The organism is Cognaticolwellia beringensis, from assembly GCF_002076895.1.
GTDB classification, from domain to species: Bacteria; Pseudomonadota; Gammaproteobacteria; order Enterobacterales; family Alteromonadaceae; genus Cognaticolwellia; species Cognaticolwellia beringensis.
Genome location: NZ_CP020465.1, coordinates 1,537,540 through 1,557,046, shown reverse-complemented (window position 1 = coordinate 1,557,046; position 19,507 = coordinate 1,537,540). Strand labels below are relative to the sequence as shown.

18 protein-coding genes are annotated in these 19,507 nt (G+C 39.2%); 12 read left to right on the top strand and 6 right to left on the bottom strand.

The window, feature by feature from the left end:
• Positions 1-184 precede the first annotated feature (184 nt).
• The 7 genes from rplM to B5D82_RS06480 all read left to right on the top strand — a co-directional run bounded on the left by rplM (position 185) and on the right by B5D82_RS06480 (position 5,583).
• The gene (gene rplM, locus B5D82_RS06510; RefSeq protein ID WP_081150082.1) at positions 185-613 is read left to right on the top strand and encodes a 50S ribosomal protein L13; all 429 of its coding nucleotides are present in this window, start codon (positions 185-187) and stop codon (positions 611-613) included.
• Positions 614-616: 3 nt separating this feature from the next.
• Positions 617-1,009 (top strand): 30S ribosomal protein S9, encoded by a 393-nt coding sequence (gene rpsI / locus B5D82_RS06505; protein ID WP_081150081.1) that lies wholly within the window; start codon positions 617-619, stop codon positions 1,007-1,009.
• Between the two features lie 784 nt (positions 1,010-1,793).
• A complete protein-coding gene (gene petA / locus B5D82_RS06500) occupies positions 1,794-2,384 on the top strand; it encodes a ubiquinol-cytochrome c reductase iron-sulfur subunit (RefSeq protein WP_081150080.1) in 591 nt (196 codons plus the stop codon).
• Complete coding sequence (locus tag B5D82_RS06495) at positions 2,384-3,652, top strand: cytochrome b (RefSeq protein WP_081150079.1); 1,269 nt, start codon at positions 2,384-2,386, stop codon at positions 3,650-3,652. Before petA ends, B5D82_RS06495 begins: the two co-directional genes overlap by 1 nt.
• Positions 3,649-4,347, top strand: a complete 699-nt coding sequence (locus B5D82_RS06490) for a cytochrome c1 (protein WP_081150078.1) — start codon at positions 3,649-3,651, stop codon at positions 4,345-4,347. The genes B5D82_RS06495 and B5D82_RS06490 overlap by 4 nt, the downstream gene beginning before the upstream one ends.
• A gap of 97 nt (positions 4,348-4,444) precedes the next feature.
• A complete protein-coding gene (gene sspA, locus B5D82_RS06485) occupies positions 4,445-5,086 on the top strand; it encodes a stringent starvation protein SspA (protein ID WP_081150077.1) in 642 nt (213 codons plus the stop codon).
• An 11-nt stretch (positions 5,087-5,097) separates the two neighbouring features.
• Positions 5,098-5,583, top strand: coding sequence for a ClpXP protease specificity-enhancing factor (locus B5D82_RS06480; RefSeq protein WP_245807570.1), 486 nt, complete (start codon positions 5,098-5,100; stop codon positions 5,581-5,583).
• Between the two features lie 77 nt (positions 5,584-5,660).
• Here B5D82_RS06480 and hemL read toward each other — a convergent pair whose 3' ends face one another.
• The 4 genes from hemL to B5D82_RS06460 all read right to left on the bottom strand — a co-directional run bounded on the left by hemL (position 5,661) and on the right by B5D82_RS06460 (position 10,321).
• Positions 5,661-6,944 (bottom strand): glutamate-1-semialdehyde 2,1-aminomutase, encoded by a 1,284-nt coding sequence (gene hemL, locus B5D82_RS06475; protein WP_081150075.1) that lies wholly within the window; start codon positions 6,942-6,944, stop codon positions 5,661-5,663.
• Between the two features lie 45 nt (positions 6,945-6,989).
• Complete coding sequence (locus B5D82_RS06470; protein ID WP_081154359.1) at positions 6,990-7,997, bottom strand: aspartate carbamoyltransferase; 1,008 nt, start codon at positions 7,995-7,997, stop codon at positions 6,990-6,992.
• A gap of 204 nt (positions 7,998-8,201) precedes the next feature.
• Entirely contained in the window at positions 8,202-8,633 is a 432-nt protein-coding gene (gene hemJ, locus B5D82_RS06465; RefSeq protein WP_081150073.1) for a protoporphyrinogen oxidase HemJ, read from the bottom strand.
• Complete coding sequence (locus B5D82_RS06460; protein WP_081150072.1) at positions 8,633-10,321, bottom strand: chloride channel protein; 1,689 nt, start codon at positions 10,319-10,321, stop codon at positions 8,633-8,635. The genes hemJ and B5D82_RS06460 overlap by 1 nt, the downstream gene beginning before the upstream one ends.
• Positions 10,322-10,380: 59 nt before the next feature.
• On the opposite strand from B5D82_RS06460, the gene B5D82_RS06455 reads away from it, so the two are divergent.
• From B5D82_RS06455 to B5D82_RS06445, 3 genes are all read left to right on the top strand, one after another.
• Positions 10,381-11,124 carry a DUF6776 family protein gene (locus tag B5D82_RS06455; protein WP_081150070.1) on the top strand — a complete coding sequence of 248 codons (744 nt, stop codon included), beginning with the start codon at positions 10,381-10,383 and terminating at the stop codon, positions 11,122-11,124.
• A gap of 64 nt (positions 11,125-11,188) precedes the next feature.
• Positions 11,189-11,530 carry an iron-sulfur cluster insertion protein ErpA gene (gene erpA / locus B5D82_RS06450; RefSeq protein ID WP_081150069.1) on the top strand — a complete coding sequence of 114 codons (342 nt, stop codon included), beginning with the start codon at positions 11,189-11,191 and terminating at the stop codon, positions 11,528-11,530.
• A 290-nt stretch (positions 11,531-11,820) separates the two neighbouring features.
• Positions 11,821-13,230 carry a M20/M25/M40 family metallo-hydrolase gene (locus B5D82_RS06445; protein ID WP_081150067.1) on the top strand — a complete coding sequence of 470 codons (1,410 nt, stop codon included), beginning with the start codon at positions 11,821-11,823 and terminating at the stop codon, positions 13,228-13,230.
• A 249-nt stretch (positions 13,231-13,479) separates the two neighbouring features.
• Here the strand turns inward: B5D82_RS06445 and B5D82_RS06440 are convergent, their stop codons facing one another.
• Both B5D82_RS06440 and B5D82_RS06435 read right to left on the bottom strand, forming a co-directional pair.
• Positions 13,480-14,649, bottom strand: coding sequence for a cyclic di-GMP phosphodiesterase (locus B5D82_RS06440; RefSeq protein WP_081150065.1), 1,170 nt, complete (start codon positions 14,647-14,649; stop codon positions 13,480-13,482).
• An 80-nt stretch (positions 14,650-14,729) separates the two neighbouring features.
• A complete protein-coding gene (locus B5D82_RS06435) occupies positions 14,730-15,752 on the bottom strand; it encodes a GGDEF domain-containing protein (RefSeq protein WP_081150064.1) in 1,023 nt (340 codons plus the stop codon).
• A gap of 324 nt (positions 15,753-16,076) precedes the next feature.
• Between B5D82_RS06435 and B5D82_RS06430 the strand changes: the two genes are divergently transcribed.
• Both B5D82_RS06430 and rnr read left to right on the top strand, forming a co-directional pair.
• Positions 16,077-16,694, top strand: a complete 618-nt coding sequence (locus B5D82_RS06430) for a tetratricopeptide repeat protein (RefSeq protein ID WP_231295790.1) — start codon at positions 16,077-16,079, stop codon at positions 16,692-16,694.
• Positions 16,695-16,807: 113 nt separating this feature from the next.
• A complete protein-coding gene (rnr, locus tag B5D82_RS06425) occupies positions 16,808-19,273 on the top strand; it encodes a ribonuclease R (protein WP_081150062.1) in 2,466 nt (821 codons plus the stop codon).
• Positions 19,274-19,507: the final 234 nt, after the last annotated feature.

Below are 19,507 nucleotides of genomic sequence, written 5' to 3'. Positions count from 1 at the left end.
AGGCGTGATCTTTAAGTTATTGTTCTGTATAATCCGGCCTCCCTACGTTACAAAGCTTGTTCTTTTTCCAGAGGACTGGCAACGGACTCGATGCTCGAAGGGGCAATAGCGTAGTCTTTTAACGGATAACTTAAGGTTTTCTTAGGTTATTATTTAAGTAACATTTATATAATTGGGTTTTTTAATGAAAACTTTTGTAGCTAAACCAGAAAGCGTACAACGCGAATGGTTCTTAGTGGACGCCGAAAATAAAACTTTAGGTCGTATCGCTACTGAAATTGCAAGCCGTTTACGCGGTAAGCATAAAGCAGAATATACTCCTCATGTAGATACTGGCGATTACATCGTTGTTATCAATGCTGAGAAAGTAAGAGTAACAGGTAATAAAGCGAAGGGTAAAATTTACTACTCGCATACAGAATTTGTTGGTGGTCTTAAGCAAATTAGCTTTGAAAAGCTAATCGAAAAAGCTCCAGAGCGCGTGATTGAATTCGCAGTTAAGGGTATGTTACCTAAAGGTCCTTTAGGTCGTGAAATGTTCCGTAAACTTAAAGTTTACGCGGGTACTGAACATAAACATACAGCACAACAACCACAAATTTTGGAGCTTTAAGCAATGGCTGATAATCAATATTACGGTACTGGTCGTCGCAAGAGCTCAACGGCTCGTGTGTTCATGAAAGCTGGTAACGGTGCAATCACAATTAACAAGCGTGACATTTCTGTATACTTTGGTCGTGAAACGGCTCGTATGGTTGTTCGTCAACCATTAGACCTAGTTGAAATGTTAGAAAAGTTTGACTTTAACATCACTGTAACTGGTGGTGGTATTTCTGGTCAAGCTGGCGCAATTCGTCACGGTATTACTCGTGCATTAATGGAGTTTGACGAAACTTTACGTAGTGCTCTACGTAATGCTGGTTTCGTTACTCGTGATGCTCGTAAAGTTGAACGTAAGAAAGTTGGTTTACACAAGGCTCGTAAAAAGCCACAATTTTCAAAACGTTAATATTTACGTTATGTTATTTAAAAAACCGGCTTATGCCGGTTTTTTTTTGCTCCGAATTTACGGAATATCGTGACTTAATGAATGTGAAAAATGATAACGTTCAATTTTTTAGCCTTGTTTGCTGACATTATCAAAGGTCATAACAAACATTGATTTGACGTTCAGCATAAATTGATAGTAGTCGAATTAAGTATTACCAATATCACTAATTATTTGCTCAATTTTACGAGTTAAAATAACCCACTCTGCGCTTTTATATAATTATTAACGTCGCAAACATTCACCTTATTAGACCATGTAGAAGCCTATTGTCCTGAGTAACGACTTCTTAAAAAATAGCTTATATTTGGCTGTTTTCCTAAGCATCAACTAGGCCCTCTAATTAATGAAATTGTTGTTACTAATGCTGTAGCGTCATAAATGTTAAAGCAAATTCAATACAGATACTGGGAATTTATGACCCTTGAGAGTGATGGATTGTTTATTTCAATTGGCATCACACCTCACGACTAATGGCATGCTATAATTATTTTGTATTTAATAGCTGCTCACTCGATAATAAAGCCACAAATACGAATAATTTCTATTAACTTGGAATAATTGGCTTTTTTTTACATAAACCTTTACTGAAAAGCTTAATTACCTTGTAAAAAACAAGGCTTTTCTTTATTATCAGAACAATTTTTTTGTCGTTGATTTAGTCGATCAGCAATCTTCGCAGTAACTAGGTAGCTTTCTTAGTCCTGTGATGTTGTTTTAGCTAGATAATAATTGGAGAGTTTGAATGAGCAATGCGCCTGTTAACAACAGCCGTCGACGCTTTTTAACTGCGGCTACTTCGGTAGTTGGTGGTGTTGGTGTTGTCGGTGTGGCTGTGCCTTTCATTGGATCTTGGAACCCTAGCGCGCGTGCGAAAGCAGCAGGTGCGCCGGTTGAAGTCAATGTAAGTAAGATAGAGCCTGGTCAATTAATTCGTGCTGAATGGCGCGGTAAGCCAGTATATGTGGTACGTAGAACAGAAGAAATACTCTCTGGTTTAAGTGCACATGACGGCCAATTGAAAGACCCACAATCAGAAGTGCCACAACAGCCGGTTTATGCGACTAACGCATATCGTTCTATTAAGCCTGAATTTTTAGTGGCGTTAGGCGTATGTACTCACTTAGGTTGTGCTCCTACCTATCGCAAAGGTGACTTTGATCAAGAAGTTGAAGGCGTTAAAGACGGTTTCTTTTGTCCTTGTCATGGTTCAAAATTTGACATGGCTGGTCGTGTTTTCCAAAGTGTACCGGCGCCAACTAACTTGATGGTTCCTGAACATTCATTTCCTACTGATGACACATTATTAATTGGTGTAGCCGGAGGAGCAGCATAATGTTTTCTAACTTAATGGCTTGGATCGAACAGCGTCTACCTTTAATGGACGCGATGAATAAACATGCCGCACAATACCCAGCACCAAAGAACTTCAACTTTTGGTATGTATTTGGTATTTTAGCGAGTGTTGTTTTAGTCAACCAATTGTTAACCGGTGTTTGGTTAACAATGAATTATGAACCTTCAGGCGATGGTGCTTTCGCTTCTGTAGAATACATTATGCGTGACGTCGACTACGGTTGGTTATTGCGTTATATGCACTCAACGGGTGCTTCTGCATTCTTTGTTGTTGTTTATATGCATATGTTCCGTGGCATGATGTACGGCTCTTACCAAAAACCGCGTGAATTATTGTGGTTATTTGGTATGTTAATCTTCTTAGTACTAATGGCTGAAGCCTTTATGGGCTACTTATTACCTTGGGGTAATATGTCATATTGGGGTGCGCAAGTAATTATCTCTATTTTTGGCGCTATTCCTGTTATCGGTGATGACTTAACACTGTGGATTCGTGGTGATTATGTTATATCCGGGGCAACGCTAAATCGCTTCTTTGCCTTGCATGTTATTGCCTTACCATTAGTGTTAGTTGTGTTAGTTTTCTTACACATTTTAGCGCTACATGAAGTCGGTTCAAATAACCCTGACGGCACGAATATTAAAAAACCAAAAGGTAGTGTACCTCCTGAAGAGCAAAGTAAATTTACTTTCCATGAGCAGTATACTAAGAAATACGATATTGTTGATGCGATACCTTTCCATCCTTACTACACCGTTAAAGATTTAGTTGCTGTAGTGATCTTTTTGATTATATTTTGTGGTGTTATGTTCTTTGCGCCAGAAGGTGGTGGCTACTTTATTGAGGCGCCAAACTTTGAACCTGCTAACGGCTTGAAAACGCCTGAGCATATTGCTCCAGTGTGGTATTTTGGTCCTTTCTACACTATTTTACGTATTATTCCAGATAAGCTGTTAGGTGCTGTAGGTATGTTTGGTGCGATTATCGCATTGTTCATGTTGCCTTGGTTCGACCGTGGTACGGTTAAATCATTGCGTTACCGTTGTACTGCCCATACGGTAAACCTTGTTCAGTTCGCTATTTGTTTTATCATTTTAGGTGTTTTAGGTACTTTACCTTCAAACCCACTAAATAACATGATTGGTACTATTGCCAGTTTCGGTTACTTTGGCTTTTTCGTTGCGATATGGATTTACAGTAAAAACGAGAAAACTCAGCCAGTTCCAGAGAGGGTGACAGGAAAATGAAAAAATTTATTTTAGCAGTTTTAGCTGTGCTTCCAATGCTAGCGATAGCTGCTGGCCCTAGCATGGACTTAGATAAAGCGAATAATGATTTACGTGATAAAGAGTCTCTAAAACGTGGTTTTGAAGCTTACATTAATAACTGTTTAGCTTGTCACGAATTAAAGTATCAACGTTACAATCGCACTTTTGCAGATCTTGGTATCTCTGATCAAGATGGCGCGGCTAATTATATGTATACCGGTGAAAAAGTCGGCGATCATATTACTAATACTATGCCAGGCAAAGAAGCGGCTAAGTGGTTTGGTAGCACACCACCAGATTTAACACTTGAAGCACGCTTTAGAAGTCCTGATTGGATTTACACTTATTTGCGTTCTTTCTATGCTGATGAAAGCCGCCCGTTTGGTGTAAACAATAAAGTATTTAAAGATGTTGGTATGCCACATGTATTACAAAATCTTCAAGGTGTTCGTACAATGGATGAGCATGGTAACCTTTCTGAGGCTACTGGCGGATCGATGACCACCGAAGAATATGATGAGTTTGCTCGTGATTTAACCAATTTCTTAGAATACACCGGTGAGCCAAATAAACTTGAGCGAGAAAACTTAGGTTATTGGGTCATTGGTTTCTTATTTATCCTGCTATTCTTTGCATATTTACTGAAGAAAGAATACTGGAGAGATGTACACTAGTTATTAATGTTCTTTAAAACAGTGTAAACTTTAGATATTACTGGGGGCTTTGGCCCCCTTTGTTAGTTTTTTTAATTAAAAATTTTTTGGAGGCATTATGGCCATAGCCGCAAACAAACGCTCTGTTATGACTTTATATTCGCATGCAGATGATATGTATAGTCATCAAACCCGCATTGTGTTGGCAGAGAAGGGTGTCGGAGTTGACATCCATTTGGTTGACTTAGCCAATTTACCTGAGGATTTACTTGATTTAAATCCTTATGGAACAGTGCCTACGTTAATTGATCGCGAATTAGCATTATATGAAGCTTCAATTATTATCGAATACTTGGATGAGCGTTTTCCTCATCCACCACTAATGCCGGTTTATCCTGTGTCTCGTGGTCGTAGTCGCTTAATGATGCATCGTATTGAGCAAGACTGGTACAGCTTAGCTAAAACTATCTATAACGGACCAGCCGATGCAGCAGCAAAAGCGCGTCAAGAATTGAAAGAAAGCTTACTTAGTGTTGCTCCTATTTTGAATGAAGCACCTTACTTTATGAGTGAAGAGTTCAGTTTAGTCGATTGTTACTTGGCTCCGCTATTATGGCGCTTACCTGTGATGGGTATTGAGTTAGAAGGTCAAGGTTCTAAAGAACTAAAATCTTACATGTTAAAAGTATTTGAACGTGAGTCTTTTCAAGCGTCATTAACTGAGTCCGAGCGTGAACTTCGCTTTGGCGCACCGGTTTAAAGATCTAACTCATGACAAGCGATATGACATCAACTAAGCCTTATATTGTTAAGGCTTTCTATGACTGGATTTCTGATAATGGTTTAACACCTTACATTGTTGTTGATGTGAATGTTTATGGTGTTATGGTGCCAATGTCTTATGTTAATGACGGTCAAATCGTGTTAAATGTTTCTTTATCCGCTGTTGGTAGTATTGCAATGGGTGAAGATACAATCGAACTTAGTGCGCGTTTTGGCGGTAAGCTTGAAAATATGAGCGTGCCTTATGGCGCTGTTGGCGCTATTTATGCTAAAGAAAATGGTGCTGGTACATCGCTAGCGATAGAGCATCCTGAGCAAGGTGATATTGTTGAAGCACCAGAAAAAGCACCTGCGAAAATGTCTTCAGTGAAAGCAGTAGACAGCAAAGTGAAAACTTCAGGTGAAAAGAAAAGTGCTCAAGCATCAAAAGCGAAAAAGCCTAGCCTGTCGGTTGTAAAAAACAAACAAGACTAAGCCGTTAAAGTTTAGATATTAAAAAAGGTAAGCATTATGCTTACCTTTTTTTGTTGCTCGAAAACTAATAAAAACGTTTATAGTTTAGCGAAACAACGATCTGCTGCAGCTAAGGTAAATTCAATTTCTGCATCGCCATGTGCAGTTGATACAAAGCCTGCTTCAAATGATGAGGGAGCAAGGTAAACACCTTCTTCTAACATCAAATGAAAGAAGCGATTGAACTTATCGCCATCACAGGCAGTTGCTTGTGCAAAACAAGTAATATTTTCTTCCTCGGTGAAGAAGAATCCAAACATAGCACCCACATAATTAATCGCTAATGAAACGCCATTACGCTCTGCGGCGGCTTTTAAACCCATCGCAAGCTTTTCTGTTGCATCGCTAAGTTGTTGATGCTTATTTCCCTTACAAAGCTCGGTTAATGACGCTAAACCCGCTGCCATAGCAATAGGGTTGCCTGATAACGTACCGGCTTGATAAACCGGACCAACAGGCGCAATGTAGTCCATGATTTCTTTTTTACCACCAAAAGCACCAACCGGCATACCACCACCAATTACTTTACCTAACGTAGTTAAATCTGGCACTATGTTGTAATGCGCTTGTGCACCGCCTAATGCCACACGAAACCCTGTCATGACTTCATCAAAAATTAAGACGCTATTATACTGATCACAAATATCGCGTAATCCTTCCAAGAAACCGGCAACCGGAGGAATACAGTTCATGTTACCCGCGACGGGTTCTACAATAATACAGGCGATTTCATCACCAATTTTTTCAAAAATTTCTTTTACTTCATCAATATTGTTAAAGCTGACCGTTAAGGTGTGCTTAGCAACGTCTTCTGGGATACCAGGCGAGCTTGGAACGCCCATGGTCAACATGCCAGAGCCAGCTTTTACCAGTAAAGAGTCAGCATGACCGTGATAACAACCTTCAAATTTTAATATTTTGTCACGACCGGTAAAGCCACGTGCCAATCGAATGGCACTCATGGTTGCTTCAGTGCCAGAGCTGACCATACGTAATCTTTCCATTGATGGAACAATTTCACGTACTTTTTCAGCCATGGTTATTTCAAGTTCAGTGGGAGCACCGAAGCTAAGACCATTTTGTGCAGTTTCAATCACGGCTTCGAGAATTGCTGGGTGATTATGACCTAAAATCATTGGGCCCCATGAACCAACATAATCGACATACTTTTTATCTTCTGCATCAAAAATATAAGCACCTTGTGCTTTTTTGATAAACAATGGTGTGCCGCCAACACTATTAAAGGCGCGTACAGGTGAGTTTACGCCACCAGGAATAACATCTTGGGCTTCATTAAATAATTGCTGTGAATTTTTCGTCATAATGTTCTACTCGTTGTTAACATAACCTAACTGTTGAGGTTAAAATTAGTATTTATTAGTGTACCAGGTGACAGGCTTTTCATAATGGCTAAGTCTGCTTTCAACGCCTAAACTTAGGGCGAATAATGCCATACGTACTAGGACACCATTTTGCGCTTGGCGGAATATGGCTAAATTATCTAAGTCATTTAAATCGATATCTAGTTCATTCGCTTCAGCACGAGAATCGCGTGGTAATGGGTGCATTATTACGGTATGTTCGTGACAATATTGCTGATAGATTTTTCGATTTAAACTAAAGTGACCACGATATAAGTCAGCTTCATCTTTACTCGCGAATCGCTCTTGTTGAATCCGTGTTTGATATATTACATCGCAGGCTAAATTGCCTTCAATTTTATCGGTAATCACCACTTCATGACCAGCATCGGTCAAAGTGCTAACCACGCTGTCAGGCATTTGTAATGCCGTGGGAGCAATCATAGTGACTTTGATGTTGTTGTATAAGCTGATTAATTTTGACAGTGAGTGTACTGTTCTACCATGTTTAAGATCGCCCATTAACACAATGTTTAAGCCATCTAGTCCCATATCGTAGCGCGCCATTTCTGACTGAATAGTAAATAAATCAAGTAACGCTTGGGTTGGATGTTCGTTAGCACCATCGCCACCATTGATCACAGGTACACTACTACCTTTAGCAAAGTCAGCCACTGAGTGCATGGTGGGATGGCGCATAGCAATTACGTCAGAATATCCACTAATCACACGCGCGGTGTCAAATAACGATTCGCCTTTTGACAAGGAAGAATTTTCTTGTCCGACGGTTTCTCTGACAAAACCACCCAATAAATTAAACGCAGTACCAAAGCTAACGCGTGTGCGAGTGCTGGGCTCAAAAAATAAATTACTTAATATTGCACCATCGAGGACATGGCAGCGCTTTTTTCGCATGGCGTAAGGCGCCATTAACGTTGAAATCTCTAAAATACGGGAAATACTCTCTCTATCAAACTGCGATACAGACAAGATATGGTTCCCTTCAAATTTCATCATAGATAATACCTAAATTATAAAAATCATTACCAAGGTAAGTTAAGCACCAGATTGATACTTTCATTTTCATTATATTAAATAGTGGGCTGCCGTTTTTAATTAGCAGCGAAAAATTGTTGCGAAATATAGCACAAAAGTTGAATGCTGAGAACGTATTCTCTCATTTGAATTAAGAATATTGCCGTATTTTCAATGAAGATATTAGAACGGTTTTACGTAGGCTAATATAATGACAATGAATAGTATTATCACAGGTATTTCGTTGAAAATCCGGTAAAACTTCCCTGAACGGGTGTTTTTATCAGCGGCAAATGTTTTGACGAGTTTAAAACAATAGCCATGGTAAAAGAGCAATAAAATCACTAACGTTATTTTAATGTGTAGCCATTTTGCCGCAACAAACCATGGATAACCATATTGATAAATAATCGCGATACCTAAAAGCACAGTGAAAAGGGCAAAGGGGGTAACAAAATAAAGTAAGCGTCGCTCCATGCCCTTGAGATGTTGATGGACAAGCGGCTCAGAAGATTCAGCATGATTGACAAAAATACGCGGTAAATAAAAAATACCCGCAAACCATGCCACCATAAAAATCACATGAAATGCTTTAAGCCAAAGGATGGTAGTCATTAATAGGTATTTCCTTTCAATAAATATGAGCGAATATAGTCAAAAGATATTATACCCATAATTTCATCGGGATTATCTTGATATATGTAAACACCTCCTGCCCTAGTTTTAACCAATAATAAATAAGCTTCAGCCAGTGTCGATTGGCTAGAAAGTGGGATCAGCGTATGTTTCTCTATCGTGGGCACATCATCAATTTTTGCCTGGCTTTGCTGATAAAAAATAAATTCTGTTTGGTTATCTGTACTGGTTATTTTGCAGATCACGTTATCTTGGGGATTTTGGTTTATTAAGGCCGTGGTAATAGTTTCATCAGTAGCTTTATGTAATAGCGTAATATTTTCATCCATTACGCCAATTACCCCGATGCGTTGTAACGATTTTTCTATCGGCGGTCGACGGTAGGGGAGTCCCTGAACTTCCAACTGCATAATGAAAATAGAGCGATTACCAAAAAATTGCCCGGAAAAAACACAAGCACTGGTGATAACAATCATAGCAGGGACAATTATCTCTATTTGATCAGATAATTCTACGACACAAAGAAGGGCAGCTAATGGTGCATTGAGCGTGGCAGCCATAAAACCTGCCATCCCCATCAAAGCAAAATCACTGGCAGATATGTCGCCAGTCATAAAGTACGATGTAATGACAGAACCGCAGATACCAGCGATAGCGCCAATGCCGAGTATAGGGCCAATAATACCGCCAGGTATTCCAAGACCTAGGGCAAAAATAGTCATAAGCACTTTTGCTACTAACAAGCCAAGGAGTAATTGCAACTGAAAGTTGTTTTGCAATGAAAAATTAATCGCACTTAAATCGGTGCCCATAGCGTAAGGTGCCGCATAGCCTAGAGCGCCAGTAATAATAGCCGCTGTAAGTATTCGCGACACAATATGAAACGGGGCACTGTGTTTGATCACCAAGATTAAATAACGATTAAAAATAAAGGCAAAGAAGCCCAGCACAATGCCGAGTAAAGCCAAGGCAAGATAATGATCAGTGTTTATAGTAATAGCAGTAAAATGACCGAACTCATGGGTGGGACCAAAAATAGTACTCGTAGTCATCGAACCGACAATAGCCGCAATCATCACCGGAATAAAAATATGGACTTTGTATTCTCTTAATATGACTTCCATCACGAACAAAACGGCGGCAATGGGGGTATTGAAACAAGCGGCAATACCCGCGGCAATACCGCAAGCACTTAAACTACGAATAGCGTTATAAGGTAAATTTAATTTATTACCAATATAACTAGTACACGCAGCACCTAAGTGCACCGCGGGGCCTTCTCTTCCAACAGAAAAGCCTGCGATAAGTGCGACTGCACTCCCCATGAATTGATTAACAGTGTTACGAAAAGGCATAACGCCATTAGCAATTTTTAAGCGATGTAAAACAAAAGGAATACCACTGCGTATATACTTGTAACCGGTAAGCCAGGCAAAGAAGAGAATAACGATAGCGCCAATTATTGGTAATTGGAAACGACTTAAAGGGGTTAAGCTGCTATAGTCGTCTTTTTCGCTCAGGAAAAATGACTGAACGCCTTCAATGGTGAAAATGAATAGCACAACCAGCATCGCCGATGCAAAACCTCCAATAGCCGCTAGTAAACATAGTTGCCAGGATGTTTGTGGAAGAGCAAGGCGCTTTTTTAGCTGGGTTATTGTCTTCATATTGAGTTATTTTTATTGGACATATTTACAGACATTCTGGATATCATAATACTTTTCAAATGAATTGGTTAGCAAAAATAAATTTCAGCACCGTCGTAAAGCGCTTAGGAACATTTAGTTCGGCAATTTTACTCTTGGTCATAGTCGCCGTTTTATTATTCTGTGGTTATCGCTTGGGTAATTTTTATCATGGCTATCAAACGCAGACTTTAGCACAACAACAAACACGCTTAGACTTTATCTATCAGCAATTAGTTGAGAAGACTCAGCGCATAAATACCTTAGAAGTTGAGCTTGAAGTTGAACGTATGGCTAATACACGTAGCCAGCAAACCTTAAAGTCAATTGAACAAGAGCATTTTCAAGTCAAAAAGGAGCTCGCCTTTTATGAAAAGGTTATGGCACCTGAAAAGCAAGCGAATGGCTTGGTGATTGACGGTGTGAACCTGACTAAGTCTGAAAGTCCTGCGCATTACCGTTTTCAAGTGGTATTGGTGCAACAGTTATTGCGCAAGCGTTATGCAAAAGGTTATATCGAACTTTCTATTACCGGCAGTTTAAATAATAAGCCAACCAGCATTGCCTTATCTGAGCTTTCGACGGCAGATAAAAAAGATCTATCTTTTAGTTTTCAGTACTTTCAAATTATATCGGGTGAATTAACCTTACCGGATAATTTTATTCCTGAAACCATTAATGTCGCCGCAATACTGCCAAAAAGTAAGTGGCAAAAATATAACCGTATCGATCATAGTTATCCATGGCTGAAAAGTGTTGATAATATTACGCAGAGTCAGCCATAATACTTGACTAAAACAGTCAAGTTTAAGATAATTGCCCTAGTTAATCCGTTTTAAGTTGAGTTTTATGTCAAATCCTGAATTACCTATTAAATTTTCTGACGCTGCGGCGACTAAAGTATTGTCGTTGATCACGGAAGAAGAAAACCCAGACTTGAAATTACGTGTTTACGTTACAGGTGGTGGCTGCTCTGGCTTTTCGTATGGTTTTACTTTCGATGAAAAAGTCAATGACGGCGATATGACGATAGAAAAACAAGGCGTCACTATGGTGATTGATCCGATGAGTTTACAGTATTTAGTTGACGGTGAAGTTGATTATATTGAAGGCTTAGAAGGCAGTCGTTTCTTGGTTAACAATCCAAATGCGACAACAACCTGTGGTTGTGGTTCTTCTTTTTCGATTTAATCGACATTTAGCGTAAATGAAAGCCGACTTGATGTCGGCTTTTTTGATCGCCAATTAATCCGATGTAAAGTAAGTGAATATAGCAATAGGTAGTTTAATATAAAAACCTACAATTTTAGGGCTACAGTTTTTTATTGAAATTCTAAAGGGCAGTATATCTTTACAGTTGTTAAATATTTGTTATTAGCGATATTACCTAACACCGGAGAATTTATTGCAAGTTAATTACCTTTTATAGATACTTAGCGACAATGACAAAATAAAGAAAAATAATTGATTTAAGGAAGAACATGATCTCGAAAAGCAAATTCATTGCCAGTACATACTTAGCTGTATTAATGAGCGTAGGTAGCTTTATTGCTTCAGCACAACAATTAAACACTGACCAACAAGCGCAATTAAACGCGCTAAAAACAACCGCACTACAATCAGATTTATCTTACCAACTTATTGAGTCGTTAACGACAGAAGTGGGTCACCGCTTGATGGGTTCGGAAGGCGATAAAAAGTCGATTGTTTGGGCCGTAAATAAAATGAAAGCATTAGGCTTTGATAAAGTATGGACCGAAGAAGTCACCGGCAGTTATTGGTTACGTGGAGAAGCTAAAGCACGTATTGTTGCACCATATCCACACGATGTTGTGATCTTAGCGTTAGGCGGCAGCATAGGAACGTCTAAAGAAGGTTTAACAGCCAAGGTTGCGCACTTTGAAACTTTGGCTGACTTAAAAGCGGCACCAGATAACAGCCTTAATGGCAAGATAGCCTTCGTTTCTTATCAAATGGAGCGACATATTGATGGTGATGGTTATGGACCTGCTGTCGGTACCCGTGTAGGTGGTGCAGTTGTAGCTGCACAAAAAGGCGCTTCAGCGTTGATTATGCGCTCAGTAGGCACAGACAATAATCGCACGGCTCATACCGGAGTGATGCGCTATAAAGATGAGGTTAAAAAAATTCCGGCAGCTGCCTTATCTAATCCTGATGCTGATTTATTAGTAAATCAACTGAAACGTGGTGAAGAAGTCAGTATGTACCTTAACATGACCGCTAAAACTAACGCTGAAGTTGTCGCAACCTCAGCCAATGTTATTGGTGAATTTACGGGTAGTGAATTACCAAATGAAATTGTCTCTTTAGGTGCTCACTTAGACAGTTGGGATGTTGGTACCGGGGCATTAGATGATGGTTTAGGTATTGGTATGGTAATGGCTGCAGCACATCATATTGGACAACTCCCTAAACGTCCAAAACGCACTATTCGGGTTATTTTATTCGCCGCTGAAGAAGTGGGTTTATTGGGCGCTAAGCAATATGTTAAAGCGCATAAAGATGATATGAATGCTCACGTTATGGGCGCTGAATGGGACTTTGGTATAGGTCGCATATATAAAATGACGCCAGGTGTGGGCGCACAATCGCTAAATGCCGTACGTGAACTAGCGCAATATTTGGCGCCAATGGGCGTAGCGTTAGCACCAGAAAATAATGCGAAAGGTCAATCAGATATGAGTGCGTTAAGTGATGCAGGTATGCCGAGCATTAACTTTTCACCTGATGGTTCTAACTACTTTGATTATCACCATACTGAAAATGACACTTTAGACAAAGTTGAACCAGAAGCACTGAAAGTGAATACGGCTATTTATACGATGTATGCCTATTTTGCTGCACAAGCGATGGTAGATTTCAGAAAGTAGAAAATAGAGAATAAAATATCATTAGCCGATAGATTAATTTATTGAACAAGCTAGCGTTTCAATAAATTAATTCGGTTAGTGTCATTACAGTATATATTGCAGATTGAGACCATCAATTTAAACAGTATATATTGCAGATTGAGACCATCAATTTAACTGTGTTGTTGAAAGTGAATGTTTTCAGTCAATACTGTCAGTGAATCTAGTAATAACTGAATTCAACGGCGATTGACCTTCGATTGACCTATATCATCCTTCCTGTAATAAAAACTCGATAATTCGGTTGTGATCTAAATTAAAATCTTTTGCCTTAACACCACGAATAATAAAGTCAGCTTCTTTAGCTAAGTCAATATTTTTTGCCATAATGTATCGATGGTATTTCAAATTATAAAAGCAGCGTACTTTTGGGTTTATAGGGTCGTCTAGATTGCCACTTTCTACAATGGCTAACCGGTTTGAACTAAGTTCGACAATACTGCCAACAGGGTATACCCCTAAACATTTAATAAATAAATCAACCAACCTAGGCATAAGTTTACCATCAAGCGCTAAGCCTCTTAATATACCGAATGCTTTAATTGGGCTGTAATTTTTTTTATAGCAACTTTCTGCTGTTAGCGCGTCAAAAATATCACAAATGGAAATCATGGCACCATAGTTTGAAATGTTGTCTTGCTTTAGTTGTTGAGGGTAGCCTGAGCCATCTAAACGCTCATGATGTAGTGCCGCAACTTCTAAACTGAGGGGAGAAATGTCTGGGATCGCTTTAATTATTTCAATGGAGTGATTTACGTGCTCTTTTATAATATTGAACTCTTGCTCTGTAAGTTTTTCTACTTTATTGAGTATTTTATCGGGTACCTTAATCTTACCTACATCATGAAGAAACGCGCCAATGGCAAGTTGATGGGTGATGTCTCTATCTATTTTCAAAAAGCGAGCAAAAACAGTCATAAGTACAGAGACCGAAACAGAATGTTCTAATAAGTATTCATTTTTATCACGAATATTTATCACGCAAACTAATGCATCAGGATTTTTAAATATTGCTGTTATGATGTCCTGAGTAACTTCAACAATAGGACCAAGATCTATTGAACGACCTTGTTGGACGTCGAGAAAAATTTGCTGTTGAATTTTTTTTGATTGTTGAAAAAGTTTTTTAGCTTTAGTGACTTCGAGGATCACCGGGCCTGGTTTTTCTAGCTGTTCTGGGAGGTTAATAGTCAGGGCATCGTCAATGGTTTTGGTAGTATCAACTAAAACCGACTCAACACCTTTGGCTTTTAGAGCACTGATGACATCGTTGCTTTTAATATGTCCAGCACGTGTTAAATTATAAGTGCCGCGTTGTTCAACAATATCGACAACGAAGTGCCCTTTCTTTAAATCATTAATACTAACTTTTATGATCATAATACAATTTTTTAGGGTAGTTAACTTTAATAATAGTCACAGCCTAATAAAAGGTAATTTATTTTTGTATAAAATTATTTTTATAGTTTAAATACCATGCCGTTATTTGCCTTTTTGTTGACATAAAGGTTTTTGTCGGCAGTTTTTAATAATTCGTCCATCGTCTCTTCACCACTACTTGCTGCAGCACCACAGCTAATACTAACGGGCAACAAAGCACTTTGATAGGGCATGGGATTATCATCAAAAAATTGACATAAACGATCACTCGCTTGTTCAGCCTCTAATAACGTTTGGCTGGCAAGGACGACAACAAACTCATCTCCGGCATAGCGAAAGCATTTATCATTCTCGCGAACTAATTCTTGTAATTGACTCGCAACATAAGTCAAAACCTTGTCGCCGCAGTCATGTCCATATGTGTCATTAATGGCCTTAAATTTATTGCAATCAATAAACAATACTGAAAAGGGCACACCATAACGACGTTGGCGAATAAGCTCTTCACCAATACAAACTTCCATCAGACGCCGATTAGCCACACCGGTTAAACGGTCATAGTGCGCCATGTATTGAAGTTGCTCGCGAATTAATACATTCGATAAACAAAGGCTCACCTTAACGGCAAGTTGTTCTAAATGAAAAGTGCCTAAGTCCTGATGAAATCGAGCTGATGATTTATCGGTAAATAATAAACTGCCAAATAATTTACCTTCCAATGACAACGGTGTTAAGGCCGCCGATTTTGCACCAGTGAGTAATGATTTTGGCACAATATTATTCAGTTGCTCAAGTTGGTTGGTCAACATAGGTTTTTTGTCTACGTGCAGTAAAGATAATTTTTCAGTAGAAATCTGAGAGGTGTTTTTTTGATGCCAATTAGATTGCAAATTCCCGTTAATTAAATAACTTATCGGTGTAGGCTCAGCAAGTAATAATGAAATACCAGACAATTGAAATTTAGCTTGAATTAGTCCAAGTAAACGTTCCAGCAGCTCCTCACTTGATTGACAAGCCAGCACTTCTGTTTCTATTTCAAATAATTTTCGGGCAATACTTTCGTTTACTTTTGAATTTTCAATTAACTGATGAATTTTCGACATTTAACACGCCTTGACTGCTCATATCTTCACCATTGTTATATTTTATTCTAGAGAGTGCAAGCACATTCCGAGTGGAGAACACTGCTTTATGTCGACAAATCAGTGGTTAGCAAAAATAATACGCATTTAGTGGTATTATATTTGCTTGCTGTAATTGCTTAACGTTTTATCAGCGCAATCGTTTTAGCTTGTTATGAAAAGTAACTTTGCTGAATTGTCTAATAAATAATTAGGGTAATTAACTAAGTTATTTAGGGTAACGGTCGATATAAACAATGACTTCATTAGAATGGCATCACAGTGCAACGAGGTAATATGCAACCAATGCAAAAACTACTTATAGCGATCTTATTTACTTTTACGCAGATTATTAGCGCTTCAGCGGCTGAGTTAACCGCGGTGCAAATTTATAGTGATAACGTATTACTTGATTTAATAAAAGAAAACAAACATTTAAGCCAAGTGGTTATTGATGACTGCCAATTAGTCCAAGATATTGAAGCGCGGGCGGTAAAATCTCAAATGCCTTCATATCAATTTCTCTGGGGCGACATGCTTGCTTATGGTGTGTGTGTGAAAAAAGATGTGCCCTTAGGATTACATTACATGCAAGCTTCAGCTGATCAGGGGTTATCTGAGGCTTTAGAGCAAATGGGGCGCTATTATCATGTTGGCAAGTTTGTACAAGTTGATATCAATCAAGCACTTATTTTTCTAAAAGAGTCAGCAGCGTTAAATAATTTAAAAGCGCAGCTTAGGTTAGCAGATTTGTATTTAGCGGGTCATGGTAGTCCGCTGGATTTCCCACAGCTCTATACACAGTTACATCAATCGGTTACTGACGATAAAAAAGAACATAAAATTATCGCGCAGCATTTAGTGAAACTAGCGCAAAAAATGCCTGAACGGGTAGTTAATGCGGCCAGTAACGGAAAGTATTAACCGCTATGGGCGGCAGAGTATTACGTTGATGAGTTATTGTTTCAGGTTTTTATCTCGCTTGGGTATATAGTTAATCTACGATATACTACAAAAAAAACCATTAATGAATAAATGTGACCAATAAAGACCCGCACAAACAGCGTGAAGCTGACAAATATGATAAACCCGTAGCAAGCCGTGAGCTGCTATTGTCGCTGATCGAAAAATCTAACATCCCGCCTACGTTTAAAGCCCTTATTAAACAACTACAATATACTGATGACGATATGGTGGTTGGGGTAAAACACCGTTTACGTGCCATGGAAAATAGTGGCCAAATTGTGTTTAATAAGTTTAAGCAATATGCCATCGCAAACCGTAGTGATGTGTTAACCGGCAAAGTCATCGGTCATCGTGATGGTTTTGGCTTCTTTGCGCCAGACAATGGTGACAAAGACTTCTATATATCATCATATGAAATGAAACGTGTAATCCACGGTGATATTGTAGAAGCGATCTTGATAGACCGCACTGACCGAAAAGGTCGCAAAGAAGTAAAAATACTCGATGTGATTAAACCACGCACTGCAGGGGTTGTTGGGCGATTTTATGTTGATCATCATATCGCTTCTGTTGTGCCTGATGATGCGCGTATTCAGCAAGAAATTCTTATCCAACCGGATAAAAAATTAGGCGCTCGCCATGGCGAAGTCGTAGTCGTTAATGTTATTCAAAGACCTACTAAGCGTTCAAATGCAGTGGGTGAAGTGATTGAAGTGCTCGGTGAACATATGGCGCCGGGGATGGAAATTGAAATAGCCTTGCGTGAACATGATCTTCCAAATCAATTTTCGCCAGAAGTAATTGCCGAAGTTAGCGGTATTGCTGATGAAGTTGAAGAGTCAGCAAAAGCACCAAGAATAGATTTACGCGATTTACCTTTAGTCACCATTGATGGTGAAGACGCCCGAGATTTTGACGATGCGGTATATTGTAAGCCTAATGCTGGTGGCGGTTGGACGTTATGGGTGGCGATTGCTGATGTGAGTTATTATGTGCGTGATAAAACCGCACTAGATGAAGAAGCAATTTCTCGTGGTAATTCAGTGTATTTTCCTAGCCAAGTTATTCCGATGTTACCGGAAAAACTTTCCAATGGCCTGTGTTCATTAAATCCAGATGTTGACCGACTGTGTATGGTTTGCGAAATGAATATTTCTGCTTCGGGAGAATTATCAGGATCTAAATTTTATTCTGCTGTAATGCGCTCTCACGCGCGTTTTACTTATAGCAAAGTCGCGACTATTTTAGGCGTAAATCCTGAGCAAAAAGATGAAGATTACCGCGCAGAATTACGCACACAATATCAAGCACTGATACCTGATTTAGAAAACCTAAATACCATGTATCACGTGCTAAGCAAAGCAAGAACAGAACGTGGTGCTATTGCTTTTGAAACGACAGAATCGCAGTTTCTTTTTAACAGTGATAGAAAAATAGAATCTATCGTGGCAATGGTGCGTAACGACGCACATAAAATCATTGAAGAATGTATGATTTTAGCTAACGTTGCGACAGCAGAGTTCATTGAAAAACATAAAAAACCCGGTTTATTCCGTGTGCACGATAAGCCAAGTGAAGACAAGTATAATAACTTTATCAGTTATGTTAACGAGCTGGGACTTGACCTGTCTTCCATGGGAGAACGTAAAACACAGCCTGAGCCGAAAGACTATTGCCATATATTAGAAAAAATTGCCGACCGTCCGGATCAAGAGCTTATTCAAACCATGCTGTTGCGTTCTATGCGCCAAGCGGTTTATCAAAGCGACAATATCGGCCACTTTGGCCTAGCACTGCCATCATATAGCCATTTTACTTCGCCCATACGCCGTTACCCAGATTTAGTGGTGCATCGTGTTATTAAAGCTATTTTAGATGAGCAAGCTAAAGATGAAGCGAATGCTGGCGCACATAGCTATACACCTGAAGCGGTGATAGAGCTTGGTGAACATTGTTCTATGACCGAACGTCGTGCTGACGATGCCACGCGTGATGTCTCAGATTGGCTGAAATGTGAATATATGCAAGACCATGTTGGTGATACTTTTACCGGTGTCATCTCAACTGTGACCAACTTTGGTTTATTTGTGCGTTTAGCTGATTTACACATTGAAGGTTTAGTGCATATCACCTCATTAGGTCATGACTATTACCACTTTGACGATGTGCGCATGTGCTTAACAGGTGAAAATACCGGTGCTAAGTATCACATTGGCGATACGGTAGAAGTGCAAGTTGCTGCGGTTAATCTGGATGAGAAAAAAATTGATTTAGCATTAGCCGGCGCAAATGCCGTTATAAAACGTGCTAAACCACAGACAAAAGGTAAAAGCTCGGATAAGCATAAACGCGGTAAGCGCTCTGCTGGCAAATCAGCATCACAAGACGCAAAAGCAAGTTTTGATGAAAAAGCTAAACCAAGTAAAAAACCGGTGAAAGCTGCCGACAAAGCTAGCGATAAAACAACGGCTAAAGCGAAAAAGCGCAAGGCGAGAAAAAAGCGCCCTGGTAAAAATGCACGTAAAGCAGATACTTAGTCAGTAAAGCGTTAGCCAGTTGTGTTGTTAGACGATGTATGCAGTAACCTAATAAAGTGTCGTGCTTTTTTGGATTCCTCATTTTAAAGGCAAAATGATCACTTGTAGGTCGGCATTTATGCCGTCAAATTGATGAATAAAGCCCGTCTTATGTTGTAACTTGTTTAGTGGCAAAGACATGTAATACCAAGCAGATCATTAAATGAATCAAATTGGTATAAAGTAATTAACAGA

What these genes read in the sequence shown, in the direction of transcription:
- B5D82_RS06430 (WP_231295790.1), top strand. Translation starts at nt 16,077, where the DNA reads ATGCAAAAACTACTTATAGCGATCTTATTTACTTTTACGCAGATTATT.
- B5D82_RS06495 (WP_081150079.1), top strand. Translation starts at nt 2,384, where the DNA reads ATGTTTTCTAACTTAATGGCTTGGATCGAACAGCGTCTACCTTTAATG.
- B5D82_RS06460 (WP_081150072.1), bottom strand. Translation starts at nt 10,321, where the DNA reads ATGAAGACAATAACCCAGCTAAAAAAGCGCCTTGCTCTTCCACAAACA.
- rpsI (WP_081150081.1), top strand. Translation starts at nt 617, where the DNA reads ATGGCTGATAATCAATATTACGGTACTGGTCGTCGCAAGAGCTCAACG.
- petA (WP_081150080.1), top strand. Translation starts at nt 1,794, where the DNA reads ATGAGCAATGCGCCTGTTAACAACAGCCGTCGACGCTTTTTAACTGCG.
- B5D82_RS06480 (WP_245807570.1), top strand. Translation starts at nt 5,098, where the DNA reads ATGACAAGCGATATGACATCAACTAAGCCTTATATTGTTAAGGCTTTC.
- B5D82_RS06435 (WP_081150064.1), bottom strand. Translation starts at nt 15,752, where the DNA reads ATGTCGAAAATTCATCAGTTAATTGAAAATTCAAAAGTAAACGAAAGT.
- sspA (WP_081150077.1), top strand. Translation starts at nt 4,445, where the DNA reads ATGGCCATAGCCGCAAACAAACGCTCTGTTATGACTTTATATTCGCAT.
- hemL (WP_081150075.1), bottom strand. Translation starts at nt 6,944, where the DNA reads ATGACGAAAAATTCACAGCAATTATTTAATGAAGCCCAAGATGTTATT.
- erpA (WP_081150069.1), top strand. Translation starts at nt 11,189, where the DNA reads ATGTCAAATCCTGAATTACCTATTAAATTTTCTGACGCTGCGGCGACT.
- B5D82_RS06440 (WP_081150065.1), bottom strand. Translation starts at nt 14,649, where the DNA reads ATGATCATAAAAGTTAGTATTAATGATTTAAAGAAAGGGCACTTCGTT.
- B5D82_RS06470 (WP_081154359.1), bottom strand. Translation starts at nt 7,997, where the DNA reads ATGAAATTTGAAGGGAACCATATCTTGTCTGTATCGCAGTTTGATAGA.
- B5D82_RS06455 (WP_081150070.1), top strand. Translation starts at nt 10,381, where the DNA reads ATGAATTGGTTAGCAAAAATAAATTTCAGCACCGTCGTAAAGCGCTTA.
- B5D82_RS06490 (WP_081150078.1), top strand. Translation starts at nt 3,649, where the DNA reads ATGAAAAAATTTATTTTAGCAGTTTTAGCTGTGCTTCCAATGCTAGCG.
- B5D82_RS06445 (WP_081150067.1), top strand. Translation starts at nt 11,821, where the DNA reads ATGATCTCGAAAAGCAAATTCATTGCCAGTACATACTTAGCTGTATTA.
- hemJ (WP_081150073.1), bottom strand. Translation starts at nt 8,633, where the DNA reads ATGACTACCATCCTTTGGCTTAAAGCATTTCATGTGATTTTTATGGTG.
- rplM (WP_081150082.1), top strand. Translation starts at nt 185, where the DNA reads ATGAAAACTTTTGTAGCTAAACCAGAAAGCGTACAACGCGAATGGTTC.